Source organism: Streptomyces sp. NPDC050842, assembly GCF_044456565.1.
In the GTDB taxonomy this organism is placed as follows: Bacteria; Actinomycetota; Actinomycetes; order Streptomycetales; family Streptomycetaceae; genus Streptomyces.
Window position 1 is genome coordinate 379,070 of sequence record NZ_JBITGA010000004.1, and the last position, 24,482, is coordinate 403,551.

The window sequence follows — 24,482 nt, forward strand, 5'->3', positions numbered from 1 at the left end:
GCGGTCACGGCTGCTCCAGGGTGGCGAGGAGTCGGGGCTCCCGGCTGCGGGCGGGCGGGGTGCGCAGACAGCGCCGGGCCGCGGGGGTGAGGGGCGAGGGCGGTACGAGGGTGGCGGCGGCGAGCCCGAGAACGGTGAGCGGCACGGCGGCGAGCGACAGCGCGCCGAGCGGCAGGGAGGCGACCGCGCACGGCACGGCCACGAGCAGGATCCGGACGGTGACTTCGCGCAGCCAGCGGTTGCGGGAGCGCTCCGGGGTGATGCCCCGCTCGCACCAGAGCCGCAGCCGGTCGAAGGACCAGGCGGTGGCCCAGCCCATGAGGGGCCGGAAGACGAGCCGGTCGGCGACGCGGCCGGGACGGCCCCAGCGGGGCCGGTAGTCGTAGCCGGTGAGGAAGCGGACGCCGTCGGGCGTGGGGACGTAGCGCCAGTAGCCGCTGCCCTCGGCGAGGAGCGAGAGCGGGTGCGGCGAGGAGAAGCGGAGGGCGGAGACCCGGTCGCCGCCGGCCCGGTGGCGCTCCCCCGCGGAGACACCGGTGCCGGCGACGGCCAGGAAGGGCAGGACTCGGGTCGCGTACCGGAAGTGCTGCGGCTCGCCCTCGGCGCGCGGGAGGTAGGAGATCTCCGTGAACCTCAGGTCCCAGCGCTGGTGGCGGCCGGGTTCCTGCGTGCGCTCCCAGAGCGTCTCCAGGTCCGCGCGCACCCGCGTCTCGATGTAGAGACCCATCGCTGTTCTCCCTGCTCATCCGGCATCTTGAGCAACCGCTCAAAACTGCCCGCGAGTGAAGGTAGCCGATTTTGAGCACTCGCTCAACCGGGTGACGACAAGAAACCCCCGGCCCTGGACCAGGACCGGGGGTCTCGACTGTCTCGCTTCGGCGTCAGGCGCCGAGGTGGCGCTCCACCGTGTCGACCTTCGAGGTCAGACCGTCCGTCACGCCGGGCCGGATGTCGGCCTTCATGACGACCGAGACGCGCGGCGCGCGGGCCTCGACGGCGGCGACGGCGCGCTTCACGACGTCCATCACCTCGTCCCACTCGCCCTCGATCGAGGTGAACATGGCGTCGGTGCGGTTCGGAAGCCCGGACTCGCGGACGACCCGGACGGCGTCGGCGACGTATTCGCCGACCTCCTCCCCCACACCCAGGGGAGTCACCGAGAACGCGACGATCACGCCTTCACCGCGTCCCCGGCGCCGGTGCGGGAGGCGGCGACCGCGTCGGTGGCCTCGCGCTTCAGCTTCCGCTCGGCGTAGAAGCCGCCGAAGGGCAGCACCGAGAGGACGAAGTAGAGCGCGGCGGTGCCGAAGCTCCACTTGGTGCGGTTCCAGGCGTCCAGCCAGAAGAGGACGTACAGGATGAACAGCACGCCGTGGACCGCGCCCATGACCGGCACCGCGTTGAAGTCCGTCGTCCGCTTGAGCACCGAGCAGACGAGCAGAAGCAGGAACGAGACGGCCTCCGGCGCGGAGACGAGCCGGAGCCGGTGGAGGGAGGAAGCAGTCTTGATGTCCACGGAGGGGGTCACCTTCGTTCGATCTTGTGAACGGATGCACAAGGGCCCGTTCATTGTGCACGCCGACTTTGCTGTCTCTTTATCCGGGTCCCCAGTACCTTCAGCGGGTGGCAACGTTCCGACTCCAAGGCAGCAAGGTGCTCGCGGTCTCCGTGACCGGCGACTCCGTCAAGGCGAAGAACGGCTCTATGGTCGCCTACGACGGCCAGATGGCGTTCAAGAAGATGAGCGGTGGCGGTGAGGGCCTGCGCGGCATGGTCACCCGCCGGCTCACGGGTGAGCAGATGGAGATGATGGAGGTGCGCGGGCAAGGCACCTGCTGGTTCGCCGACCGGGCCTCCGAGATCAACCTCGTGTCCCTGCACGGCGAGAAGCTCTGGGTCGAGGCGAGCAATCTGCTCTGCACCGACGCGGGGCTGCGCACCGGCACCACCTTCACGGGGATGCGCGGCGGCGCGACGGGCAACGGTCTCTTCACGACGACCGTCGAGGGCACCGGGCAGGCGGCGATCATGTCCGACGGCCCGGCGGTCGTGCTGCGGGTGACCCCGCAGTACCCGCTCCAGGTCGACCCCGGCGCGTACATCGCCCACCAGGGCGACCTCCAGCAGCACTTCCAGTCCGGTGTGACCTTCCGCACCCTCATGGGCGAGGGCGGCGGCGAGGCCTTCCAGATCCGCTTCGAGGGGGACGGCCTCGTGTACGTCCAGCCGAGCGAGCGGAACACGATCGGGGGCGACGTCTGATGCCGTTCCGCGAGATCAACGCGAAGATGGTCGAGGCGACCGTCATCCCCGGGCAGCGGATGTTCAGTCAGCGCGGGGCGATGCTCGCGTACCGCGGCGACGTCACTTTCACGCCGAACATGGCGGGCGGTCAGGGCGGCGTGATGTCGATGATCGGCCGCCGCGCGGCCGGCGAGGCGACGCCGCTGATGAGCGTCGAGGGCAACGGCACGGTGATGTTCGGGCACGGCGGCCACCACATCCAGGTGATCGGGCTGACGGGCGACACCCTGTACGTCGAGGCCGACCGGCTCCTCGCCTTCGACGGCACGCTGGAGCAGGGCACGATGTTCATGGGTTCGCAGGGCGGGGTCATGGGCATGGTCCGCGGCCAGGTGACCGGCCAGGGCCTCTTCACCACCACCCTCAAGGGCCACGGCTCGGTGGCCGTCATGGCGCACGGCGGGGTCATCGAGCTGCCCATCGCCCCGGGCCGCCCGGTCCACGTGGACCCGCAGGCGTACGTGGCGCACCACGGCGACGTACGGAACAAGCTCTCCACGGCGCTGGGCTGGCGCGACATGGTGGGGCGCGGCTCGGGCGAGGCGTTCCAGCTGGAGCTGAGCGGCAGCGGCGCGGTGTACGTCCAGGCCTCGGAGGAGAAGCTGTGAGCACCCCGGTGATCCACGACCCGACGACGCTTCCGTCGGACGACAACGTGAACGCGTACACCTTCTGCGTGGAGCTCAAGGGCTCCCAGTGGTTCCTGCAGAAGGGCAAGATGATCGCCTACTACGGGCGGATCGAGTTCAACGGCATCGGGCACGGGCGGCTCGACCGGCTGGTCCGTACGTCGTTCCATTCGCCGCTGCACGCGAGCGACTGGGTGGTCGCGGAGGGCAGCGGCAAGATGCTGCTCGCGGACCGGGCCTTCGACGTGAACTCGTTCGACCTGGACCAGGGCAACCTGACGATCCGTTCGGGCAACCTCCTCGCCTATCAGCCCACGCTGGCGCTGAAGCAGTCGATCGTGCCGGGCTTCGTGACGCTGATCGGTACGGGCAAGTTCGTGGCCGCGTCGAACGGCCCGGTGGTCTTCATGGAGCCGCCGATGCGGGTGGACCCGCAGGCGCTGGTCGGCTGGGCGGACTGTCCCTCGCCGTGCCACCACTACGACCACGGCTACATGACGGGCGTGATGGGCGGCGTACGGGCCCTGACGGGGATCGGCGGCACCTCGGGCGAGGAGCACCAGTTCGAGTTCGTCGGTGCGGGCACGGTCCTGCTCCAGTCGACGGAGCTGCTCATGCCGGACCGGGCGATCGGCGGACCGCCCGCGCAGGCGGGCGTGCCGGGCGGGCACGGAGCGCACGGTTCCGGCCAGGCCGTACCGGGCTCGGTACCGCGCCTTCCCGGCCAGCTCGGCGACCTCCAGCGGCGCTTCGGGCTGTGAGCGGTAGTCTGCGGAGTGTGACGCCCTCGAACGTCTGCGCCGGTGCGCGCCGCGTCACACACCCAGACATCGTCAAGTATTCAACTTCTTAGGTAGAATCCATATATGGAGACCGAGACGGCCACCCCGTGGCTCACCGACGGCGAGCAGTGCGCGTGGCGCACGTTCCTGGACGTCAACAGGATGTTGATGCACCAGCTGGAGAGGGATCTCCAGCCCTTCGGCCTGACGATGAACGACTACGAGATCCTGGTGAACCTCTCGGAGTCGGCGGACCGTCGGCTGCGCATGAGCGACCTCGCCACGGCCACCCTCCAGTCGAAGAGCCGGCTCTCCCACCAGATCACCCGGATGGAGAACGCCGGACTCGTACGGCGCGAGAACTGCGAGTCCGACCGGCGCGGGCTGTACGCCGTCCTCACGGACGACGGCATGGAGACCATGCGCAAGGTCGCCCCGCACCACGTCGATTCGGTGCGCAGGCACTTCATCGACCAGATGGGCTCCGAGGCCCTCGGTGACCTCCACGAGTCCCTGAGGCCGATCGCGGAGCAGCTGCGCGGGCGCCGCGGCAAGCCGTAACCGACACACCTGACATACACGCGTACGAAAGGGCCTCCCCGGATCCGACTCCGGGGAGGCCCTCTCGCGTACGGGGACTCAGTTGCCCGTCAGGCTCGCGACCAGCTCGTCGGAGGCCGCGTACGGGTCGAGCTCGCCCGCGGTGATCCGCTCGGCCAGCGCGTCCAGGCGCCGGTCGCCGTGCAGGTCGCCGATGCGCTCGCGCAGGGCCGTGATGGTGATGGTCTCGACCTCGCGGGCGGCACGGGACCGGCGGCGGTCCGCCAGCACCCCGTGCTCCTCCATCCACGCGCGGTGCTTCTCCAGGGCCTCCACGACCTCGTCGATGCCCTCGCCGCGCGCCGCGACCGTCTTGACGATCGGCGGCCGCCAGTCACCGGCGGACCGCGCCTCGCCCAGGCCCAGCATGTGGTTGAGCTCCCGGGCGGTGGCGTCCGCGCCGTCCCGGTCGGCCTTGTTCACCACGTACAGGTCGCCGATCTCCAGGATGCCCGCCTTCGCGGCCTGGATCCCGTCGCCCATGCCCGGCGCGAGGAGGACGACCGAGGTGTCGGCCTGCGAGGCGATCTCGACCTCGGACTGGCCGACGCCGACCGTCTCCACGAGGATCACCTCGCAGCCCGCCGCGTCCAGGACGCGGATGGCCTGCGGCGCCGACCAGGCGAGACCGCCCAGGTGGCCGCGGGTGGCCATGGAGCGGATGTAGACGCCCGGGTCGGAGGCGTGCTCGGACATCCGGACCCGGTCGCCCAGCAGCGCTCCCCCGCTGAACGGGGAGGACGGGTCGACGGCCAGGACGCCGACCCGCTTGCCCGCCTTCCGGTACGCGGAGACGAGCGCGGAGGTCGACGTGGACTTGCCGACGCCGGGCGAGCCCGTCAGACCCACCACGTAGGCGCCGCCCGTCAGCGGCGCGAGCGCCGCCATCACCTCGCGGAGCTGGGGGGACGCCCCCTCCACGAGCGAGATCAGCCGTGCCACGGCCCGCGGCCTGCCCTCACGGGCCTGGGCGACGAGTTCGGGGACGTCCACCATGTGCGCTGCTCCTTAGGTGCGGGACTACTTGCCGTTGCCGGGGACGCGGATGATCAGCGCGTCGCCCTGGCCGCCGCCGCCGCAGAGGGCCGCCGCGCCGACGCCGCCGCCGCGCCGCTTGAGCTCCAGGGCGAGGTGCAGCACCACACGGGCGCCGGACATGCCGATGGGGTGGCCAAGGGCGATGGCGCCGCCGTTGACGTTCACCTTCTCGGGGGTAACGCCGAGGTCCTTCATTGACTGGACGGCGACCGCGGCGAAGGCCTCGTTGATCTCGATGAGGTCGAGGTTCTCGGCGGTCAGGCCCTCCTTCTTCAGGGCGTGCCGGATCGCGTTGGACGGCTGCGACTGGAGCGAGTTGTCCGGGCCGGCCACGTTGCCGTGGGCGCCGATCTCGGCGATCCAGTCCAGGCCCAGCTCCTCGGCCTTGGCCTTGCTCATCACGACCACGGCGGCGGCGCCGTCGGAGATCTGCGAGGAGGTGCCGGCGGTGATGGTGCCGTCCTTCGCGAAGGCCGGGCGGAGCTTGCCGAGGGACTCGGCGGTGGTCTCGGCGCGGATGCCCTCGTCCTTGGAGAAGACGACCGGCTCGCCCTTGCGCTGCGGGATCTCCACCGGGGTGATCTCGGCTTCGAAGATGCCGTTCTTCTGCGCGGCGGCGGCACGCTGGTGCGAGAGGGCGGCGATCTCGTCCTGCTCGGGGCGCTTGATGCCCAGGCGGGTGTTGTGCTTCTCCGTGGACTCGCCCATGGCGATGTTCTCGAAGGCGTCGGTGAGACCGTCGTACGCCATCGCGTCGAGCATCTCGATCGCGCCGTACTTGAAGCCCTCGCGGGACTTCGGCAGCAGGTGCGGGGCGTTGGTCATCGACTCCTGGCCGCCGGCGACGACGATGTCGAACTCACCCGCGCGGATCAGCTGGTCGGCGAGCGCGATCGCGTCGAGACCCGACAGGCACACCTTGTTGATGGTGAGGGCCGGGACGTTCATCGGAATGCCGGCCTTGACGGCGGCCTGGCGTGCGGGGATCTGCCCGGCGCCCGCCTGGAGCACCTGGCCCATGATCACGTACTGCACCTGGTCGCCGCCGATGCCCGCACGGTCGAGGGCGGCCTTGATCGCGAAGCCGCCGAGGTCCGCGCCCGAGAAGGACTTGAGCGAGCCGAGGAGGCGACCCATGGGCGTGCGGGCGCCCGCGACGATCACTGAGGTGGTACCGGTCGTTCCAGACATGAGGCACGGCCCCTAGGGATGAGGAGTGAACGAGGGTTTACCGCCAATGTACTGAGGCGCGCGCTGCCCGGTCACCGGCCAGCCGGTGTGATCGCGCGCACGTTGCGTAACCGCCCTCCTGGCGATGGACTAGGGGGCATGCTGACGCGAATCGACCACATCGGGATCGCCTGTTTCGACCTCGACAAGACTGTCGAGTTCTACCGTGCGACGTACGGATTCGAGGTGTTCCACACCGAGGTCAACGAGGAGCAGGGCGTCCGCGAGGCCATGCTCAAGATCAACGAGACCTCGGACGGCGGCGCCTCCTACCTCCAGCTCCTGGAGCCGACCCGGGAGGACTCGGCGGTGGGCAAGTGGCTCGCCAAGAACGGCGAGGGCGTGCACCACATCGCCTTCGGCACCGCGGACGTCGACGGCGACGCCGCCGACATCCGCGAGAAGGGCGTCCGCGTCCTCTACGACGAGCCGCGCATCGGCTCGATGGGCTCCCGCATCACCTTCCTGCACCCCAAGGACTGCCACGGCGTCCTCACGGAACTGGTCACCTCGGCGAAGCCGTCCGCTGACCACTCCTCAGCGGAGCACTGACCTCCGGATTCCTGGCCCGGTAGAGTGGGCGGCTCCGGGCCGGGGCCGGTCGGGGCTGCTCCACGTGGCACCGAAGTCGGGATGTCGGGGTCGTCCGATCTGCCACGATTCCCCGGGATCCGTCCTCAGTCGGTGAGGACGGTGCTCGTTGGAGTTGCGGACAGGGTTGGGGTCTCCCCTGCTCGGAGAGCTCGGGGAAGGATGGACCGCGCAGTGCGGGGCTACGAACGCCAGGAGAGCCACCGAGCTGAAGACGACCATCTCGCCCGGTTCGAAGCCGAGATGGACCGGCTGAAGACCGAGCGGGAGAAGGCCGTCCAGCACGCCGAGGACCTCGGTTACCAGGTCGAGGTCTTGCGTGCCAAGCTCCACGAGGCGCGCCGCACCATCGCGTCCCGGCCCGCGTACGACAGCGCGGACATCGGATACCAGGCCGAGCAGCTGCTGCGCAACGCGCAGGCGCAGGCCGAGCAGCTCCGTCAGGACGCCGAGCGCGAGCTGCGCGAGGCCCGCGCCCAGACGCAGCGCATCCTCCAGGAGCACGCCGAGCACCAGTCCCGGCTCCAGGCCGAGCTGCACAACGAAGCGGTCCAGCGCCGCCAACAGCTGGACCAGGAGCTCAACGAGCGCCGGCAGACCGTCGAGGCGCACGTCAATGAGAACGTCGCCTGGGCCGAGCAGCTGCGCGCCCGTACGGAGTCCCAGGCCCGCCGCCTCATGGAGGAGTCCCGCGCCGAGGCCGAGCAGTCGCTCGCCGCGGCCCGCGCCGAGGCCACCCGGCTCGCCGAGGAGACCAGCCGGCGCGTCGGCAGCGAGGCCGAGGCCGCGCGCGCCGAGGCCGAAGCGATCCTGCTGCGCGCCCGCAAGGACGCCGAGCGACTCCTCGGCGCCGCCTCCAGCCAGGCCCAGGAGGCCACGAGCCACGCCGAGCAGCTCCGCTCGACGACCACCGCCGAGACGGACCAGGCCCGCCGCCAGGCCACCGAGCTGTCCCGCGCCGCCGAGCAGCGCATGCAGGAGGCCGAGGAGAAGCTCCGGCTGGCCCGCGCCGAGGCCGAGAAGGCCCTCACGGAGGCCAAGGACGCCGCCGCCAAGCAGCTCGCCTCCGCGGAGTCCGTCAACGAACAGCGCACCCGCACGGCCAAGGCGGAGATCGCCCGGCTGGTCGGCGAGGCCACCAAGGACGCCGAGGCCCTCAAGGCCGAGGCCGAGGAGAAGCTCCGCGAGGCGACCGCCGAGGCCGAGCAGCTCGTCACGGAGGCCTCGGAGAAGGCCCGTACGGCCGTGGCCGAGGACTCCGCCGCCGCGCTCGCCAAGGCCGCGCGCAACGCCGAGGAGATCCTCACCAAGGCGTCCGAGGACGCCCGCGAGACCACCCGCAAGGCCGCCGAGGAAGCCGAGCGGGTCCGCCGCGAGGCCGAGGCCGAGATGGACCGGCTGCGGGCCCGGGTCGAGGAGCAGGCCGACGAGCTGCTCGGTTCGGCGAAGGACGACACCAAGGAGTACCGCGCCAAGACGGTCGAGCTCCAGGAGGAGGCCCGCCGGCTGCGCGGCGAGGCCGAGCAGCTGCGCGCCGAGGCCGTCGCGGAGGGCGAGCGGATCCGCGGCGAGGCCCGCCGCGAGGCCCTCCAGCAGATCGAGGAGGCGGCCGGCACCGCCGAGGAGCTGCTCACCAAGGCCCGTACGGACGCCGAGGAGCTCCGCACCAAGGCCGGCGCCGAGAGCGAGCGGGTCAAGTCGGAGGCCGTGGAGCGCGCCCAGACGCTCCGCGCGCAGGCCGAGGAGACCCTGGAGCGCACCCGCGCCGAGGCCGAGCGGCTGCGCGCCGAGTCCGAGGAGCAGGCCGAGGCGGTCAAGGACGCCGCCGAGGCGGCCGCCGCCGGGCTGCGCGCGGACGCCGAGCGGGCCGCCGAGGCCCGCCGCGCCGAGGCCGCCGAGGAGCTGACCCGGCTGCACACCGACGCCGAGTCGAAGGTGGCGGCGGCCGGGCAGGAGCTGACCGACGCCCGCGCCGAGAGCGAGCGGATCCGGCGCGAGACCGCCGAGGAGACGGAGCGGCTCCGCACGGAGGCCGCCGAGCGCATCCGTACGCTCCAGGAGCAGGCCGAGCAGGAGGCCGAGCGGCTGCGGACCGAGGCGTCGGCCGACGCCTCCACCGCCCGCGCCGACGCCGAGAACGCCGCGGTACGGCTCCGCACGGAGGCCGGCGAGGAGGCCGAGCGCCTGAAGTCGGAGGCGCAGGAGACCGCCGACCGGGTGCGGGCGGAGGCCGCGGCCGCCGCCGAGCGGGTCGCCGCCGAGGCCGCCGAGGCACTGGCCGCCGCGCAGGAGGAGGCCAACCGGCGCCGCCGCGAGGCCGAGGAGACGCTGGAGTCGGCCCGCTCCGAGGCCGGCCGCGAGCGCGAGCACGCCCGCGAGCAGTCCGAGGAGCTCCTCGCCGCCGCCCGCAAGCGCGTCGAGGACGCCCAGACCGAGGCGCAGCGCCTGGTCGAGGAGGCGGACGCGCGGGCGACCGAGATGGTCACCGCCGCCTCGCGAGCCGCCCAGGAGGTGCGGGACTCGGTGGCCGGGCTGCGCGAGCAGGCCGAGGAGGAGATCGCCGGACTGCGCAGCGCCGCCGAGCACGCGGCCGAGCGGACGCGCACCGAGGCGCAGGAGGAGGCGGACCGGGTCCGGACCGACGCGTACGAGGAGCGGGAGCGGGCGTCCGAGGACGCCTCCCGCACCCGGGCGCGCGCCCAGGAGGAGTCGGACGCCGCGAAGGCGCTGGCCGAGCGGACGGTCGGGGACGCGATCGCCGAGTCGGAGAAGCTGCGGTCGGACACCGCGGAGTACGCGCAGCGGGTACGGACCGAGGTGACGGACTCGCTCGCCTCGGCGGAGCAGGACGCGGCCCGTACGCGGGCGGACGCCCGGGACGACGCGAACCGGATCCGTTCGGAGGCCGCCGAGAAGGCCGAGACGGTGGTCGGCGAGGCGCGCGCGGAGGCGGACCGGATCGGCGCCGAGGCCGAGCAGGTCCTCGACGCCGCCCGCAAGGCCGCCGACAAGCGGCGCTCCGACGCCGCCGAGCAGGCCGACACCCTCGTGGGCGAGGCGACGAGCGAGGCCGAGCGGCTCACCGCCGAGGCACTCGCGGAGGCCGCGCGCGTCACCGCCGAGGCGACGGCGGAGGCCGAGCGGCTCACCACCGAGGCCGCCGAACTCCTGGAGAGCACCGAGCAGGACGCGCGGCGGCTCCGTACCGAGGCCGAGCAGGTCAAGGCCGACGGGGAGGCGCACGCGGAGGCGCTGCGGACGGCGGCCCTCGCGGACGGCGAGCAGGTCCTCGACGACGCCCGCAGGGCCGCCGACAAGCGCCGCTCCGACGCCGCCGAGCAGGCCGACGCGCTCATCGCCGAGGCGACGAGCGAGGCCGAGCGGCTCACCGCCGAGGCGGTCGAGCTCATGGAGACGACCGAGCGGGACGCTCGGCGGCTCCGCGCCGAGGCCGAGCAGGTCAAGATCGACGGGGAGGCGCACGCCCAGGCCCTGCGGACGGCGGCCCTCGCCGACGGCGAGCAGGTCCTCGACGACGCCCGCAAGGCCGCCGACAAGCGCCGCTCCGACGCCGCCGAGCAGGCCGACGCGCTCATCGCCGAGGCGACGAGCGAGGCCGAGCGGATCACCCGTGAGGCGGGCGAGCTGTCCGACGCGGTCACGGCGGACGCGCGCGCCGACGCCGAGCGGGTCGCGGCGGAGGCCGCCGAGCAGGCGGGCCGGACCGTCGCGGAGGCCGAGCGCCACAAGGCCGAGGCGGAGGCCGAGGCGACCGCGACGGTGGGCGCCGCGCGGCAGGACGCCGAGCGGATCCGCGCGGAGTCGAAGCAGGTGAAGGCGGACGCCGAGGCGGCGGCCGAGCAGATGCGGTCGGAGGCCCGCGAGGAGGCGGACCGGACGCTGGACGAGGCCCGGGACGCCGGCGCGCGGAAGCGTTCGGACGCTGCCGAGCAGGCGGACCAGCTCATCGCCAAGGCCCAGGAGGAGGCGCTGCGCGCCACCACCGAGGCCGAGACGCAGGCGGACACCATGGTCGGCGCGGCCCGCAAGGAGGCCGAGCGGATCGTCGCCGAGGCGATCGTCGAGGGCAACTCGCTGGTGGAGAAGGCCCGTACGGACGCCGACGAACTGCTCGTCGGGGCGCGCAGCGACGCGACGGCCATAAGGGACCGGTCCGAGGAGCTGCGGGGCCGCGTCGAGGGTGAGATCGAGGAACTCCACGACCGGGCGCGGCGCGAGACGGCCGAGCAGATGAAGACGGCCGGCGAGCGCGTCGACAAGCTGGTCAAGGCCGCCACGGAGCAGCGCACCGAGGCGGAGGAGAAGGCGAAGGAGCTCGTCTCCGAGGCGAGTTCCGAGGCGAGCAAGGTCCGTATCGCGGCGGTGCGGAAGGCGGAGGCGCTCCTCAAGGAGGCCGAGCAGAAGAAGGCGTCGCTCGTCGCGGAGGCCGAGGGCATCAAGGCGGAGGCCGAGCAGCTGCGGGCCGACGCGGAGGCCGAGGCCGAGAGGACCGTCGCGGAGGGCAAGCGGGAGCTGGAGGTGCTCGTGCGCCGACGCGAGGACATCAATGCCGAGATCTCCCGTGTCCAGGACGTGCTGGAGGCGTTGGAGTCTTTCGAGACGCCGTCGGCGGGGGCGAAGGACGGGCTCAAGGCGGGTGCATCGACGGGGGCCACTCGTTCGAGTGGCAAGTCCCAGGACGGCTAGCCACTCAAAAGGCTGGACATTCTCCAGATCAAACGGGCATACGCTCGATGACACGCCGCTTCGGCCCCTAGGATTCCCTCTAACACCTCACCGGTCTCATTCGACAGGAAACCCATGAGCGACACTTCCTCCCCCTTCGGCTTCGAGCTCGTGCGGCGCGGTTACGACCGCGGTCAGGTGGACGACCGCATTACCAAGCTCGTTTCCGACCGTGACAGCGCGCTGTCCCGCATCACCTCGCTGGAGAAGCGCATCGAGGAACTCCACCTCGAAACGCAGAACGCCCAGGCGCAGGTCACCGACGCGGAGCCGTCGTACGCCGGCCTCGGTGCCCGTGTCGAGAAGATCCTCCGGCTCGCCGAGGAGGAGGCGAAGGATCTCCGCGAGGAGGCCCGTCGCGCGGCCGAGCAGCACCGCGAGCTGGCCGAGTCGGCCGCCCAGCAGGTGCGCAACGACGCGGAGTCCTTCGCGGCCGAGCGGAAGTCGAAGGCCGAGGACGAGGGCGTCCGGATCGTCGAGAAGGCGCAGGGCGAGGCCAACTCGCTGCGTGGCGAGGCACAGAAGGACGCGCAGTCGAAGCGCGAGGAGGCGGACGCCCTCTTCGAGGAGACCCGCGCCAAGGCCGCCCAGGCCGCCGCGGACTTCGAGACCAACCTGGCGAAGCGCCGCGAGCAGTCGGAGCGGGACCTGGCCTCGCGTCAGGCGAAGGCCGAGAAGCGCCTCGCCGAGATCGAGCACCGCGCCGAGCAGCTCCGCCTGGAGGCCGAGAAGCTGCGTACGGACGCGGAGCGCCGCGCCCGTCAGACGGTGGAGACCGCGCAGCGCCAGGCCGAGGACATCGTGGCCGACGCGAACGCGAAGGCCGACCGGATCCGCAGCGAATCGGAGCGCGAGCTCGCGGCGCTGACGAACCGCCGGGACTCGATCAACGCCCAGCTGACCAACGTCCGCGAGATGCTGGCGACCCTGACGGGTGCCGCGGTCGCGGCGGCCGGCTCCCCGATCGACGACGAGCGCCCGGCCGGCGTCCCGGCCCAGCAGACCCGGTAACACCCAGCGGTAGCACCGCGCTGAACCCTCCGTCATTCCGGTGGCGGAGGGTTTTGTGCGCCCTTAGGTTGGTACGCATGATCGAGCTTGAGGGCCTGACCAAGCGCTACGGGACGAAGACAGCGGTCGACCATCTCTCCTTCCAGGTCCGGCCGGGCGTCATCACCGGCTTCCTCGGGCCGAACGGGGCGGGCAAGTCGACGACGATGCGGATGATGCTCGATCTCGACAACCCGACCAGCGGTACGGTCCGGATCGACGGCAAGCACTACCGGGACCTCGAAGAGCCGCTCAAGTACATCGGCGCACTGCTCGACGCCAAGGCGATGAACGGCGGGCGTTCCGCGTACAACAACCTCCTGTGCCTCGCGCAGTCGAACCGGATCCCGCAGAGCCGGGTCGGCGAGGTGCTCGATCTGGTGGGTCTGACGCCTGTCGCACGGAAGAAGTCGAAGGGTTTCTCCCTCGGCATGGGGCAGCGGCTCGGTATCGCCTCGGCGCTGCTCGGCGATCCCGAGATCCTGATGTTCGACGAACCCGTCAATGGTCTGGACCCCGAGGGAATTCACTGGATCCGCAATCTGATGAAGGCGCTGGCCGGTGAGGGCCGGACGATCTTCGTCTCCAGCCATCTGATGAGTGAAATGGCGCTGACGGCGGATCATCTGATCGTGATCGGGCAGGGAAAGCTGCTGGCCGACACGTCGATGGCGGATTTCATCCAGCAGAATTCGCGGAGTTATGTGCGGCTGCGTTCACCGCAGCAGGAGCGCCTGCGGGACGTCCTCCACGCCAACGGGTTCGTGGCGGTCGAGGCGGGCAACGGCACCCTCGAGGTGGACGGGACGACCACCGAGAAGCTGGGCGAACTGGCGGCCGCGAACCAGCTCGTCCTGCACGAGCTGAGCTCGCAGCGCGCCTCCCTCGAAGAAGCGTTCATGCAGATGACGGCCGGTGCGGTGGAGTACCACGCGCACGGCACCGACGTACACGGCGCCGTGTCGGCGCCCGGCCCCCGGTGGGGCTCGACCTCCGAGGGAGCCTGAAGATGGCAGCGGCAACCGCGGTCCTCCAGTCCGAGTGGACCAAGATCCGGACGGTGTCGTCGACGGTCTGGACGCTGGCGAGCGCCCTCCTCGTCACCGTGGCGATGAGCGCGGCGCTGTGCGCGCTCCTCAACTCCACCTTCGACGATCTGAGCCAGGCCGAGCAGCTCACCTTCGACCCGACCTTCGTCAGCTTCTCCGGGATGATCCTCGGTCAGCTGGCGATGGTCGTCTTCGGCGTCCTGGTGGTGGGCACCGAGTACTCCTCCGGCATGATCCGCACCTCGCTCGCCGCCGTACCGCAGCGCGCGACCTTCCTCTTCTCGAAGATCGCGGTGGCCGGCGGCCTGGCGCTGCTCGTGGGCCTCGTGACGAGCTTCCTCTCCTTCTTCCTGGGGCAGGCCCTGCTCGGCGAGCACCGGGCCTCGATCAGCGACGACAACGTGCTGCGGGCGGTGATCGGCGCCGGTCTCTACATGTGCCTGATCGCGCTGTTCTCCATGGGCGTGGCCGCGATGCTGCGCTCCTCGATGCTGTCGCTCGGCATCCTGGTGCCCTTCTTCTTCCTGATCTCCCAGATCCTGTCGGCGGTGCCGAAGGCGAAGGAGGTCGCCAAGTACTTCCCGGACCAGGCCGGCGCGAAGATCATGCAGGTCGTCCCGGACGCCATGAACACGGAAGAGGCCCCGTACGGCCCGTGGGGCGGGCTCGGGATCATGCTGATCTGGGTGGTGGCCGCGCTCCTCGGCGGCTACCTGGTGATGAAGAAGCGCGACGCCTGAGTCGCTTTCGCTTCTCTTCCGCTTCGCCGGAACCGTCAACGGCTGGATAAGCTCCTCATTCATACGGGGGGCTCCGGCCGACGGCCGCCACGCCCCGACATGGATGCGACGACCTGTCGATGGGGCTGGAGAATGATCGAGGCAGTCGGCCTGACGAAGCGCTACGGCGCCAAGACGGCCGTGTACAACCTTTCCTTCCAGGTGAGGCCCGGTGTGGTCACCGGCTTCCTGGGTCCCAACGGATCCGGGAAGTCGACGACGATGCGCATGATCCTCGGGCTCGACCGGCCCAGCGCGGGTCACGTGACGATCGGCGGCCACCCCTTCCGGCAGCTGCCGAACGCGCCCCGGCAGGTCGGCGCGCTGCTCGACGCCAAGGCCGTGCACGGCGGCCGGAGCGCGCGCAGCCACCTGCTGTCGCTCGCCCAGCTGGCCGGCATCCCGGCGCAGCGGGTCGACGAGGTCCTCGGCGTCGTCGGCCTCCAGGACGTGGCGAAGCGGCGCTCGAAGGGCTTCTCGCTCGGCATGGGCCAGCGGCTCGGCATCGCGGCGGCGCTTCTCGGCGACCCGCAGGTGCTGCTCTTCGACGAGCCGGTCAACGGCCTGGACCCGGAGGGCATCCTCTGGGTCCGGAACCTGATGAAGAAGCTGGCCTCCGAGGGCCGGACCGTCTTCGTCTCCAGCCACCTCATGAGCGAGATGGCGCTGACGGCGGACCACCTGATCGTGATCGGCCGGGGGCAGCTGCTCGCGGACATGAGCGTCACGGACTTCATCTCGGCGAACTCCGCGGACTTCGCCCGGGTGCGGACGCCGCAGACCGAGCCGGCGCAGCGGGAGAAGCTGACGGCGGCGCTCATGGAGGCCGGCGGCCAGGTGCTGTCCGAGCCGGACGGCGCGCTGCGCGTGACGGGTCTGCCCCTGCCGAGGATCAGCGACCTCGCGCACGGCGCGGACGTACGGCTCTGGGAGCTGTCCCCGCACCAGGCCTCCCTGGAGGAGGCGTACATGCGGATGACGCAGGGCGCGGTGGACTACCGCTCCACCGACGACCGGCTCGCCCACCTCCAGGCGCCGCTTCAGCCCGGACAGCCGGGGTACGGGATGCCGACGCAGCAGCCGGCGGCCGCCGAGGTGTCGCAGCAGGGCTGGTACGCCCCGCCGCCGCCCGGACAGAACCCGTACGCCGGGGCTCCGCAGGCGCCCGTACCCGGGGCTCCGCAGGCGCCCGCGCCCAGCCCGTACGCCACGCCGCAGCCGGCCCCTCCGGCCGCGCCGCCGACCGCTCCGGCCGTTCCGCAGCCGGGCACCCCGCAGCCGAGCGACACCACCAAGGACGCCCGATGACCGCCCCCGCCCACCACCACGCTCCGGCGTCGCACTCCTACGTCTCCCCCATCCCGATGCGCAGGGCGCACCTCGGTGACGCCCTCGCCTCCGAGTGGACGAAGATCCGCTCGGTCCGGTCGACGATCTGGACCCTCGGCGTCATGATCCTGCTGATGCTGGCCATCGGCCTGGGGGTGGCGGCGATCGCCTCGGCCTCCGAGGCGCCGATGGGCGAGGAGTCCGCGCTCGGCTTCGGCTTCTTCGGGATGCTTCCCGCGTCGATCTGCGTGATCACGCTCGGGGTCCTGACGATCGCCTCCGAGTACGGCACCGGCATGATCCGCACCACCCTGACGGCCTGCCCGACCCGTGCGCGGGTGCTGACGGCGAAGGCGATCGTCTTCTTCCTGCTGGTCTTCACGGTCACCACCGTCTTCGCGACGCTGGTGGCGGTGGCCCAGGTCGCCATGGTCGACGCGCGGGAACCCACGTCCGGCGAGTGGCTGCGGGCGACGGTCGGGGCGGGCGCCTACCTGGCCCTGCTCGGTCTGCTGTCGCTGGCGCTCGGGACGCTCATCCGGCACTCGGCCGGCGCGATCACCGTGATGATCGGCCTGCTGCTGCTCCCGCTGGTGGCGGCGCTGTTCATGTTCTCCGAGGCGCTCAGGTCCGTGCAGGAGGCGCTCTTCACCTACGCGATCCCCTCGCAGATGATCGCGCTGTACAGCGAGCGCCCGCCGTTCGGCGACAGCGGCCCGGCGGGCTGGGAGCCGCTGCTGATCATGGGCGGCGCCGCGGCCGCGGCGCTGGCCGGCGCCTACGCCCTGCTGAACAGCCGCGACGTGTAAGGACGGCTCCCTGGTACGTCAGTACCTCGGCGCGTTCCGGGACCGCTGCACCCTGCTGGTGCGGCGGTCCTTCGCGTTCCAGCAGGCCTTGTGCCAGTGGCGCCGGTCGTCCACGCCCCCGTACTCGGGCCACGCGACGACGTGCGGGGCGCCGGGCGGGATCTCCTGGTCGCAGCCGGGGCAGCGGTAGCGCTTGCCGGGCGAGCTCGCTCCGGCGACGAGGCGGACGTACCATTCCTCGCCCTGCCAGGTCTCGCTGCGCTGCGCCCCGCCGTACCGGTCGCCGGGTTCGCCCGGCTGCTGCTGTTCGGGCTTATCGCCGCCTCGGGAACGGTTGTGGCGCGGGGACACGGGCACACCTCACGGGGTCTGGGAACACGGACCGTTCCATCCAGCCTACGGGCCGCGACACGGTGCCCCGGGCCCCGTCCGTGGCGGCTTAGCCGAAAATCGCAAGAACTTCATGAACGGCCGTTGCCTTTGGCACGTGTCAGACGTTGTTGCCAGTGCGAGGGGAGATACGCGTCGGCCGCAAGGAGGCAGAAGGCGATGCGCGTGGGTACGTTCGTTCTGGCCGCCCAGTTCCCGGGCCAGGGACAGGGAGAGGCCTTGCACCGGGCGGTGCGGACCGCCGAGGTCGCCGAGGAGGCGGGGCTGGACTCCGTCTGGCTCGCCGAGCACCACTTCGTGCCGTACGGGGTCTGCCCGTCGGCCGTGACGCTCGCCGCGCTGCTCCTCGGGCGCACCCGGCGGCTGAGAGTGGGCACGGCGGTGAGTGTGCTGCCGACCGTCCACCCGGTCGCCCTGGGCGAGCAGGCGGCGCTGCTGCACCTCACGTCGGGCGGCAGGTTCACCCTCGGGGTGGGCCGGGGCGGTCCCTGGGTCGACCTGGAGGTGTTCGGCGCGGGTCTGGCAGCGTACGAGGGGGGCTTCCCCGAATCGCTCGACCTGCTGCTGCGATGGCTGGGCGAGCCCCGGGTCGGCGCCGAGGGGGAACGATTCGCTTTCCGCGAGGTGGCGGTGGTACCCCGCGCCGACGAGCTGATCGGCGGTGAGGCGGGTCCCGAGGTGGTGGTGGCCTGCACCTCGCCGAAGAGCGTGCGGCTCGCCGCGGAGCGCGGGCTTCCGATGCTGCTCGGGATGCACTGCGGCGACGAGGACAAGGCCGAGATGGTCGCGGCCTGGGCGCGCTGTGCGCGGGAGGCCGGGCGGGACCCGGACGAGATCGCGCGGATCGGCGCCGGGCACGTCTCGGCGGGGGTGGTCCAGCTCGCGGACCGGGGCGCGGACGCGGCCGAGGCGCTGGTGAAGGCGATGCCGGGCTGGCTGAGGCAGGGGCTCGACGCGCATGTGACGGTCGACGGCCGGCACCGGGCGATGCGGGACCCCGTGGCGTACACGGAGCTGCTGTGCCGGCTGCACCCGGTGGGCAGCCCCCGGCTGGCGGCCGACCGGCTCGCGGCGACGGCGGAGCGTACGGGCATCACGCGCTTCGCTCTGCTGGCGGAAGGCTCGGGCGACCTCGCCGCGACCGAGGAGAACGTCCGGCGGCTCGGCGCCGAGGTCCTCCCCCTCCTTGTCTGAGGCCCGGCGGAGAGCTTGTGCTGCCGCTCCGGCATCTCTGCGCGGTCGACGCGCGTCGGCACGCGTCGACCACGTCTCCCGCGATGCGGAGCGGCAGCACCATGTCTCAGCAGTCGCGCATTTCCGGCGACTGGTTGAGCAGCTGCCCCCGTACGGACGTGAAGCGGGCGAGCCGCTCGTCCACCGACGGGTCCAGCGGGAACACCGCCACGCGGTGGCAGTTCTGGAAGGCGAGACGCACCCCGAAGTGCCGCTGCAGGGCGCCACGAATGGCATCGCTCGCGAGCGCGCGCAGCAGCTGACCACGTGCCTGCTCATTCGGCGGCGGCGTCTGGTTGTCGGCGAACTCTCCGCCGTCGACCTTCAGCTGAGCCACCAGAGAACTGATCATCTCCCATGCGAAGGGCAGGGAGGTCCGGACGCAGTCGACGAAGTCGGCTTCGTCGACCTCGCCTCGCTCGGCCTGTTCCAACAGTGCCGGTGAGACGTCGAGCGACATGGGTTCTCCTCTCGCGACCCCGCGGACGGGGTCTTGCGGGCAGGGACGAAGGCCGGGCCGTGCGCCACGCAGCGTGCACGGACGACGACCTCCAGCTTCCACGGTAAGCGCGCAGACCTGGTCGCACCAGAAGATTGGGAACACAACAGGCTGATAACCGACGGGTGTTCGGCTCAGGATGATGCCCGAATCGCGCGGAAGAGCGCCCGTCTTGTAGCGTTGCCGACCATGCGTCTCGTCATTGCCCGTTGCTCCGTGGACTACGCGGGTCGACTCACGGCCCACCTGCCCTCCGCGCCCCGTCTGATCCTGATCAAGGCCGACGGGAGCGTCTCGATCCACGCGGACGACCGGGCGTACAAACCGCTCAACTGGATGTCCCCGCCGTGCACGCTCAAGGAGGGTGCCGACGGCGATGCGGGCATCTGGACCGTGATCAACAAAGCGGGCGAGAAACTGATCATCACGATGGAGGAAATCCTCCACGATTCGTCGCACGAGCTCGGTGTGGACCCCGGTCTCATCAAGGACGGCGTGGAGGCCCACCTCCAGGAGCTGCTCGCCGACCGCATCGAGATCCTCGGCGAGGGGTACACCCTGATCCGCCGCGAGTACCCGACGGCGATCGGCCCGGTCGACATCCTGTGCCGCGACGCGGACGGCGGGACGGTCGCGGTGGAGATCAAGCGGCGCGGCGAGATCGACGGCGTCGAGCAGCTGACCCGCTACCTGGAGCTGCTCAACCGCGATCCGCACCTGGCCCCCGTGAAGGGCGTCTTCGCGGCGCAGGAGATCAAGCCGCAGGCGAAGGTGCTCGCGACGGACCGCGGCATCGGCTGCGTGGTCCTCGACTACAACGCGATGCGCGGCATCGAGGACGACAAGCTCCGGCTCTTCTGAGCCCGGCACGAGCTACGAAACGGCCCTGAGCGGCACGAGGCGGTACGAGTACGGGGACGGCCCCGGGTGCGGTGAGCGCGCCCGGGGCCGTCCCCGTCTCCGTACACGGGTCAGGCGGTCGTCGTCTCCGAGGAGGCGGGGCTGTCGGAGACCGAGGGGCCACCGCCGAGGGTCGCCGAGGCGGAGTTGCTCGGGGAGTTCTCCTCCGCCGGAGGACTGGTCGTCGCCGGCGGCGTGGTCGTCGGGGGCGTGGTCGTCGGCGGGGTCGTCGTCGGGGGCGGGGTGGTCGGCGGGGTCGTCGGCGGAGTCGGGCTCGACGTCGTCGGACGCGGTCCGCCGGAGGTGGCCGACGGGCTCGACGGCGGCCGGGTCGTGGTGGGGGCGGTGGTGCCCGTCGGGCTGTCCGACGGAGACGGCGCCGAGGACGACGAGGACGGGGACTCGGAGGTGCCCGACGAGCTCGGGGAACCGGTGCTGCCGGGGCTCGTCGGCGCGTTCGACGGCGAGGTGCCGTCGGAGCCCGAGGGGCTCGGGGAGCCGGAGTGCGTGGGATCGCCCGTCTCGCCGGGTTCGCCCGTCTCGCCGCCCTCCCCCGCCTCGCCCTCGGCCGGCGGCTCGTCGTCGAGGCCGTCGTCGGTGCCGCCGCTGTCCTCGGTCGCCGTGCTGTCGGAGGTGACGCGGTTCGTGGCGGGGTCCTCGCCGTTGCCGGAGGTGGCGCCGAGGGTGACGACGGTGCCGAGGACGGCCACCAGGAGCGCGCCCGCGCCGACGGCGGCGAGGTTGCGGCGGGCGCCGGTGAGGATGCCCCCCTTGAGGCCCGGGCGGCCGCCGCCCTGGACGGTGTCGGGGCGGGTGATGAGCGTCGGGCCCTCGTCGGCGAAGTCCGGGAACGCGGGGATCGCGGAGGCCGGGGGAACCGCCGGGCCCCGGACGGGACCGCCGGGCAGCGGGGCCGTGGGCGGCTCCGGCAGCGGGACCGGAGGCCGGGCGGTGGTGCGCCGCACGGCCGGCGTGCCGCGCGGCGGCGAGACGGGCTCCTCGGCGCGGGCAGCGACCGGGGTGCCGTGCTCTCCGGAGAGGTCGGCGACGAGGGCGAGCGCCCGGCGGCCGGCGACGGTGCCGCGCTTGTCGGCGAGCACCCCGCGCATCCCGATGGAGGCTTCCAGCTCGGCGCGGGCCCGCTCCAGGTTTCCGGCGCAGATCGCGAGGACGCCGAGCTCGTGGTGGAAGTACGCCTCCTCGGCGACGTCCCCGGTGAGCCGGGCGGCCTCCTGCCCGGCGCGCAGGGCCCGCTCCCAGGCGCCCCAGTGCAGCCCGGCGGCGAAGGCGGGCGCGGCGGCGCGGGCGAGGAGGACGGCGGTGGCCCGGCGCTCCGCGTCGGTGCCGGCCTCGGTGCCGGGGACGAGCCCGGCCAGGGCGGCGAGGAGGGCGTCGGACTCGGCGCCGGCGCGGTCGGGCGTGACGGAGGGGTGACCGGCCCACCAGGCGTAGTGCTGGGCGGTGCTGTGGACGCGGTCGGCGGCGTCGTGCGCGTACCCGTGGGCGAGGAGCTGGGTCAGGACCCCGGCGGCGAGCCGGTAGCGGGTGCCGACCGGGGAGAGCAGCCCGCAGGCGACGAGCTCGCCGAGGGCGGCGTCGGCGTGGGTGTCGCCGACGAGGGCCGGCAGGTGGGCCTGGTGCGGGACCTCGCCGCCGAGGGCCACGGCGAAGCGCAGGGTGGTCTGGGCGGAACGGCTGAGGCGGGAGGCGAGCAGGGCGGCGGGGGCGGCGCCCTCGCCGAGGCTGGGCAGGGGTATCTCGCGGAGTTCGACGTCGGCGTCGTCGACGCCGTCGAACGCGGCGGCGGCGGCAGCGGCGGCCGCCTCGGGGTCGGTCGGCCCGAAGGCCTCTTCGAGGGCGCCGAAGGCGTCGAACTCGGCCGGGGTGACGCGCAGCCGGTCGCGCTGGCGCAGCAGCGCCCCGGCCTGGACGAAGCGCAGGGGCAAGCCCTCGGACTCGAACCACAGGTCGCCGGCCCAGTTGGCCTCCTCGTCGGTGAGGGTGCGGCCGACGGCGCTCTCCAGGAGCTTGAGGGAGGCGCCGCGGCCGAGGCCCGCGAGGGCGACCTCCTCGACGTGGGCGCCGGCCGAGGGGGCGGGCGCGCCGGGGGCGGCGGCGAGGAGGAAGGCGCACTCGGGGGCGGCGGCGAGGAGTTCGTCGAGGGCGGCGCCGCCGAACTCCAGGTCGTCGACCACGACGACGGCGCCGATGTCGCGGAGCCGGTCGAGGAGCGCGGGCCGGTCGGGCCGGTGGTTCGGGGCGTACCGGACGGCGGCGAACAGTTCGTGGAGGAGCTCGGTGGAGGTGCGGTGGTGGCCCGAGAGGCGGACGACGCCGTCGGGGGCGAGCTCCGCGCAGTCGGCGGCGACCGCGTCGAGGAGCGCGGTGCGGCCGGATCCGGCGGGGCCGGTCAGACGGGCGGAGCGGCCGCGGGCGAGGGTCTCGGCGAGCCGCTCGCGCTGCTCCTGGCGTTCGAGGAGGGGCAGCGCGGGGGCGGCGGGACCGGGCGGTACGGGCGGGGCCGCGGCGCGGGCGGCCTCGGCGCGCTCCTCGGGGGTGCGGCGGCGGGGCGCGGCGGGCTCCTGGCCCGGCGGGCAGGGTTCTATCTCGCTGCCGTCGACGGGGTTGACGGTGAGGAGCAGCTCGCCGGAGACGAGCCGGACGACGCGGGCGCGCGCGGGGGCCGCGGGCGAGCGCTCGGGCAGGGCGGAGCCGAGCGCGGGGCGGGCGTCCTCGCCCTCGGTGTCGTGACCGTACTGCTCCGACCCAGGGTTGATCGGGTCCATGGTCCAAGCCCCCAAGAAGCGGTGTCAGGTGCCCGCCGGGTGGGTCCGTCAATGTGCAGGCGACCGAACCCTAGACCGTGGTCAGGCGCTCGGGAACAGCCGGGGTGCTCCGGAGACCAAGACGTCACGGTCTTGTGAGGATTGAGCGTGACGCCTGGTTCACACAGCTGCTTCACAGGGCCGTGTCCCCCCTGTCACCTCCACCCGCCGGGTCCCACGCGCACCGGCGTCCGCCCGCCGGGTCCCGCCCGCACCGCGTCCGCCCGCCGGGTCCCGCCCGCACCGCGTCCGCCCGCCGGGTCCCGCCCGTACCGCGTCCGCCGACCCGGTCCCGCCCGCACCGGTGACACCCGCCCCGTCACACCCGGGGCAGCGACTCCGCGGCGAGGCCGCCCTCGATGGCGAGGATGCGGTGGAGCCGGGTGGCCACGAGCAGCCGCTGCATCTGGGGCGGCACCCCGCGCAGCACGAGGCGCCGGCCGCAGCGGCCGGCCCTCCGGTGAGCGCCCATGATCACGCCGAGCCCGGTCGCGTCCCAGGAGTCGAGGCCGGTCAGGTCGAGTACCAGATCGCCGACTCCGTCGTCGACGGCCGAGTGCAGGACCGTACGGGCGTCCGCCGCGCTGCGGACGTCGAGGCGGCCCCCGACGACCAGCTCGACATGGTCGCCCCTGATGTGCATATGCGCTCCCCGAGAGTGCTCCGTCTTCGCAACAACTGACTGCCGCACCGGCAGATACGTTGCGCCTTGTCAGCGAACCGATACCGAAATTCACCCCACGGAGTGAGGGCGGGGTGGCGGGCCGGACTCAGTGCTTGTAGAAGCCCTGCCCGCTCTTGCGCCCGATGTCACCCGCGTCCACCATCCGGCGCATCAGCTCCGGGGGTGCGAACTTCTCGTCCTGGGACTCGGTGTAGATGTTGTTGGCCGCGTTCACCAGGATGTCGATGCCGGTGAGGTCGGCGGTGGCGAGCGGGCCCATGGCGTGGCCGAAGCCGAGCTTGCAGGCGATGTCGATGTCCTCGGCGGTGGCGACGCCCGACTCGTAGAGCTTGGCGGCCTCGACGACGAGGGCCGAGATGAGGCGGGTGGTGACGAAGCCGGCCACGTCGCGGTTGACGACGATGCAGGTCTTGCCGACGGACTCGGCGAACTCCCGGGCGGTGGCCAGGGTGGCGTCGCTGGTCTTGTAGCCGCGGACCAGCTCGACGAGCTGCATCATCGGGACCGGCGAGAAGAAGTGGACGCCGACGACGGCCTCGGGGCGCTCGGTGACCGCGGCGATCTTGGTGATCGGGATCGCGGAGGTGTTGGAGGCGAGGACGGCGCCGTCCTTGGCGATCTTGTCGAGCGAGCGGAAGATCTCGTGCTTGACGTCGAGGTTCTCGAAGACGGCCTCGACGACGATGTCGGCGTCGGCGACGGCCTCGAGCTCGGTGGTGGCGGTGATCCGGCCGAGGGCGGCCTCGGCGTCGGCGGCGCTCAGCTTGCCCTTCGCGACGAACCGGTCGTACGACGCCTTGATGCCGTCGGTGCCGCGGGTCAGGGCGGCGTCGGTGACGTCACGCAGGACGACGTCCCAGCCCGCCTGTGCCGAGACCTGCGCGATGCCGGATCCCATGAGTCCGGCCCCGATGACGGCGAGCTTCCTGGCCACGATGTTCCACCCCTTAACGCCTGTTCACTTCTGACTCTCCGGCGGAGATTAGCGGTCGCGGGGCGCCATGTGACCGCTAA

The 24,482-nt window shown here is 72.4% G+C and carries 23 protein-coding genes; 13 read left to right on the forward strand and 10 right to left on the reverse strand.

What is annotated here, in order from left to right:
* Positions 1-4: 4 nt before the first annotated feature.
* The 3 genes from ACIBG6_RS14770 to ACIBG6_RS14780 form a co-directional block, all read right to left on the reverse strand.
* Positions 5-727 (reverse strand): hypothetical protein, encoded by a 723-nt coding sequence (locus ACIBG6_RS14770; RefSeq protein WP_399222974.1) that lies wholly within the window; start codon positions 725-727, stop codon positions 5-7.
* A gap of 154 nt (positions 728-881) precedes the next feature.
* Positions 882-1,175, reverse strand: a complete 294-nt coding sequence (locus ACIBG6_RS14775) for an MTH1187 family thiamine-binding protein (RefSeq protein WP_382868101.1) — start codon at positions 1,173-1,175, stop codon at positions 882-884.
* The gene (locus ACIBG6_RS14780) at positions 1,172-1,516 is read right to left on the reverse strand and encodes a DUF3817 domain-containing protein (RefSeq protein WP_399222975.1); all 345 of its coding nucleotides are present in this window, start codon (positions 1,514-1,516) and stop codon (positions 1,172-1,174) included. The genes ACIBG6_RS14775 and ACIBG6_RS14780 overlap by 4 nt, the downstream gene beginning before the upstream one ends.
* A gap of 107 nt (positions 1,517-1,623) precedes the next feature.
* Here ACIBG6_RS14780 and ACIBG6_RS14785 point away from each other — a divergent pair, with 107 nt between their 5' ends.
* The 4 genes from ACIBG6_RS14785 (at position 1,624) to ACIBG6_RS14800 (ending at position 4,276) form a co-directional block, all read left to right on the forward strand.
* Entirely contained in the window at positions 1,624-2,262 is a 639-nt protein-coding gene (locus tag ACIBG6_RS14785; protein ID WP_399222976.1) for an AIM24 family protein, read from the forward strand.
* Positions 2,262-2,912 carry an AIM24 family protein gene (locus ACIBG6_RS14790; protein WP_399222977.1) on the forward strand — a complete coding sequence of 217 codons (651 nt, stop codon included), beginning with the start codon at positions 2,262-2,264 and terminating at the stop codon, positions 2,910-2,912. The genes ACIBG6_RS14785 and ACIBG6_RS14790 overlap by 1 nt, the downstream gene beginning before the upstream one ends.
* On the forward strand, positions 2,909-3,694 hold the full coding sequence (locus ACIBG6_RS14795; RefSeq protein WP_399222978.1) for an AIM24 family protein: 786 nt from the start codon (positions 2,909-2,911) through the stop codon (positions 3,692-3,694). Before ACIBG6_RS14790 ends, ACIBG6_RS14795 begins: the two co-directional genes overlap by 4 nt.
* A 105-nt stretch (positions 3,695-3,799) precedes the next feature.
* Positions 3,800-4,276, forward strand: coding sequence for a MarR family winged helix-turn-helix transcriptional regulator (locus tag ACIBG6_RS14800; RefSeq protein ID WP_399222979.1), 477 nt, complete (start codon positions 3,800-3,802; stop codon positions 4,274-4,276).
* A gap of 78 nt (positions 4,277-4,354) precedes the next feature.
* On the opposite strand, the gene meaB is transcribed toward ACIBG6_RS14800, so the two are convergent.
* Complete coding sequence (gene meaB, locus ACIBG6_RS14805) at positions 4,355-5,311, reverse strand: methylmalonyl Co-A mutase-associated GTPase MeaB (RefSeq protein WP_399222980.1); 957 nt, start codon at positions 5,309-5,311, stop codon at positions 4,355-4,357.
* A 24-nt stretch (positions 5,312-5,335) separates the two neighbouring features.
* Positions 5,336-6,544 carry an acetyl-CoA C-acetyltransferase gene (locus ACIBG6_RS14810; protein ID WP_399222981.1) on the reverse strand — a complete coding sequence of 403 codons (1,209 nt, stop codon included), beginning with the start codon at positions 6,542-6,544 and terminating at the stop codon, positions 5,336-5,338.
* A gap of 138 nt (positions 6,545-6,682) precedes the next feature.
* On the opposite strand from ACIBG6_RS14810, the gene mce reads away from it, so the two are divergent.
* The 7 genes from mce (at position 6,683) to ACIBG6_RS14845 (ending at position 16,936) form a co-directional block, all read left to right on the forward strand.
* Positions 6,683-7,135 carry a methylmalonyl-CoA epimerase gene (mce, locus tag ACIBG6_RS14815; protein WP_024755277.1) on the forward strand — a complete coding sequence of 151 codons (453 nt, stop codon included), beginning with the start codon at positions 6,683-6,685 and terminating at the stop codon, positions 7,133-7,135.
* 213 nt (positions 7,136-7,348) lie between these two features.
* Positions 7,349-11,881, forward strand: a complete 4,533-nt coding sequence (gene scy / locus ACIBG6_RS14820) for a polarized growth protein Scy (RefSeq protein ID WP_399223364.1) — start codon at positions 7,349-7,351, stop codon at positions 11,879-11,881.
* Between the two features lie 114 nt (positions 11,882-11,995).
* Positions 11,996-12,931 carry a cellulose-binding protein gene (locus tag ACIBG6_RS14825; RefSeq protein WP_399222982.1) on the forward strand — a complete coding sequence of 312 codons (936 nt, stop codon included), beginning with the start codon at positions 11,996-11,998 and terminating at the stop codon, positions 12,929-12,931.
* Positions 12,932-13,008: 77 nt separating this feature from the next.
* Positions 13,009-13,977 carry an ABC transporter ATP-binding protein gene (locus ACIBG6_RS14830; RefSeq protein WP_399222983.1) on the forward strand — a complete coding sequence of 323 codons (969 nt, stop codon included), beginning with the start codon at positions 13,009-13,011 and terminating at the stop codon, positions 13,975-13,977.
* Between the two features lie 2 nt (positions 13,978-13,979).
* Entirely contained in the window at positions 13,980-14,759 is a 780-nt protein-coding gene (locus tag ACIBG6_RS14835; protein ID WP_399222984.1) for an ABC transporter permease, read from the forward strand.
* 132 nt (positions 14,760-14,891) lie between these two features.
* On the forward strand, positions 14,892-16,106 hold the full coding sequence (locus ACIBG6_RS14840; protein WP_399222985.1) for an ATP-binding cassette domain-containing protein: 1,215 nt from the start codon (positions 14,892-14,894) through the stop codon (positions 16,104-16,106).
* Positions 16,103-16,936: an ABC transporter permease gene (locus ACIBG6_RS14845; RefSeq protein ID WP_399222986.1), complete on the forward strand. Its 834-nt coding sequence runs from the start codon at positions 16,103-16,105 to the stop codon at positions 16,934-16,936. Before ACIBG6_RS14840 ends, ACIBG6_RS14845 begins: the two co-directional genes overlap by 4 nt.
* An 18-nt stretch (positions 16,937-16,954) precedes the next feature.
* Here the strand turns inward: ACIBG6_RS14845 and ACIBG6_RS14850 are convergent, their stop codons facing one another.
* Positions 16,955-17,287, reverse strand: a complete 333-nt coding sequence (locus ACIBG6_RS14850; protein ID WP_317599198.1) for an ATP/GTP-binding protein — start codon at positions 17,285-17,287, stop codon at positions 16,955-16,957.
* Between the two features lie 198 nt (positions 17,288-17,485).
* Between ACIBG6_RS14850 and ACIBG6_RS14855 the strand changes: the two genes are divergently transcribed.
* Positions 17,486-18,520: an LLM class flavin-dependent oxidoreductase gene (locus ACIBG6_RS14855; protein ID WP_399222988.1), complete on the forward strand. Its 1,035-nt coding sequence runs from the start codon at positions 17,486-17,488 to the stop codon at positions 18,518-18,520.
* A 106-nt stretch (positions 18,521-18,626) separates the two neighbouring features.
* Here ACIBG6_RS14855 and ACIBG6_RS14860 read toward each other — a convergent pair whose 3' ends face one another.
* Positions 18,627-19,019, reverse strand: coding sequence for an SCO5389 family protein (locus ACIBG6_RS14860; protein ID WP_351215273.1), 393 nt, complete (start codon positions 19,017-19,019; stop codon positions 18,627-18,629).
* 228 nt (positions 19,020-19,247) lie between these two features.
* On the opposite strand from ACIBG6_RS14860, the gene nucS reads away from it, so the two are divergent.
* Positions 19,248-19,919, forward strand: coding sequence for an endonuclease NucS (nucS, locus tag ACIBG6_RS14865; protein WP_329621151.1), 672 nt, complete (start codon positions 19,248-19,250; stop codon positions 19,917-19,919).
* Between the two features lie 110 nt (positions 19,920-20,029).
* Here nucS and ACIBG6_RS14870 read toward each other — a convergent pair whose 3' ends face one another.
* The 3 genes from ACIBG6_RS14870 to ACIBG6_RS14880 form a co-directional block, all read right to left on the reverse strand.
* Complete coding sequence (locus ACIBG6_RS14870) at positions 20,030-22,744, reverse strand: ATP-binding protein (protein WP_399222989.1); 2,715 nt, start codon at positions 22,742-22,744, stop codon at positions 20,030-20,032.
* A 358-nt stretch (positions 22,745-23,102) separates the two neighbouring features.
* The gene (locus tag ACIBG6_RS14875) at positions 23,103-23,426 is read right to left on the reverse strand and encodes an STAS domain-containing protein (RefSeq protein WP_024761898.1); all 324 of its coding nucleotides are present in this window, start codon (positions 23,424-23,426) and stop codon (positions 23,103-23,105) included.
* Between the two features lie 127 nt (positions 23,427-23,553).
* Positions 23,554-24,402, reverse strand: coding sequence for a 3-hydroxyacyl-CoA dehydrogenase family protein (locus ACIBG6_RS14880; protein ID WP_399222990.1), 849 nt, complete (start codon positions 24,400-24,402; stop codon positions 23,554-23,556).
* Positions 24,403-24,482 lie beyond the last annotated feature (80 nt).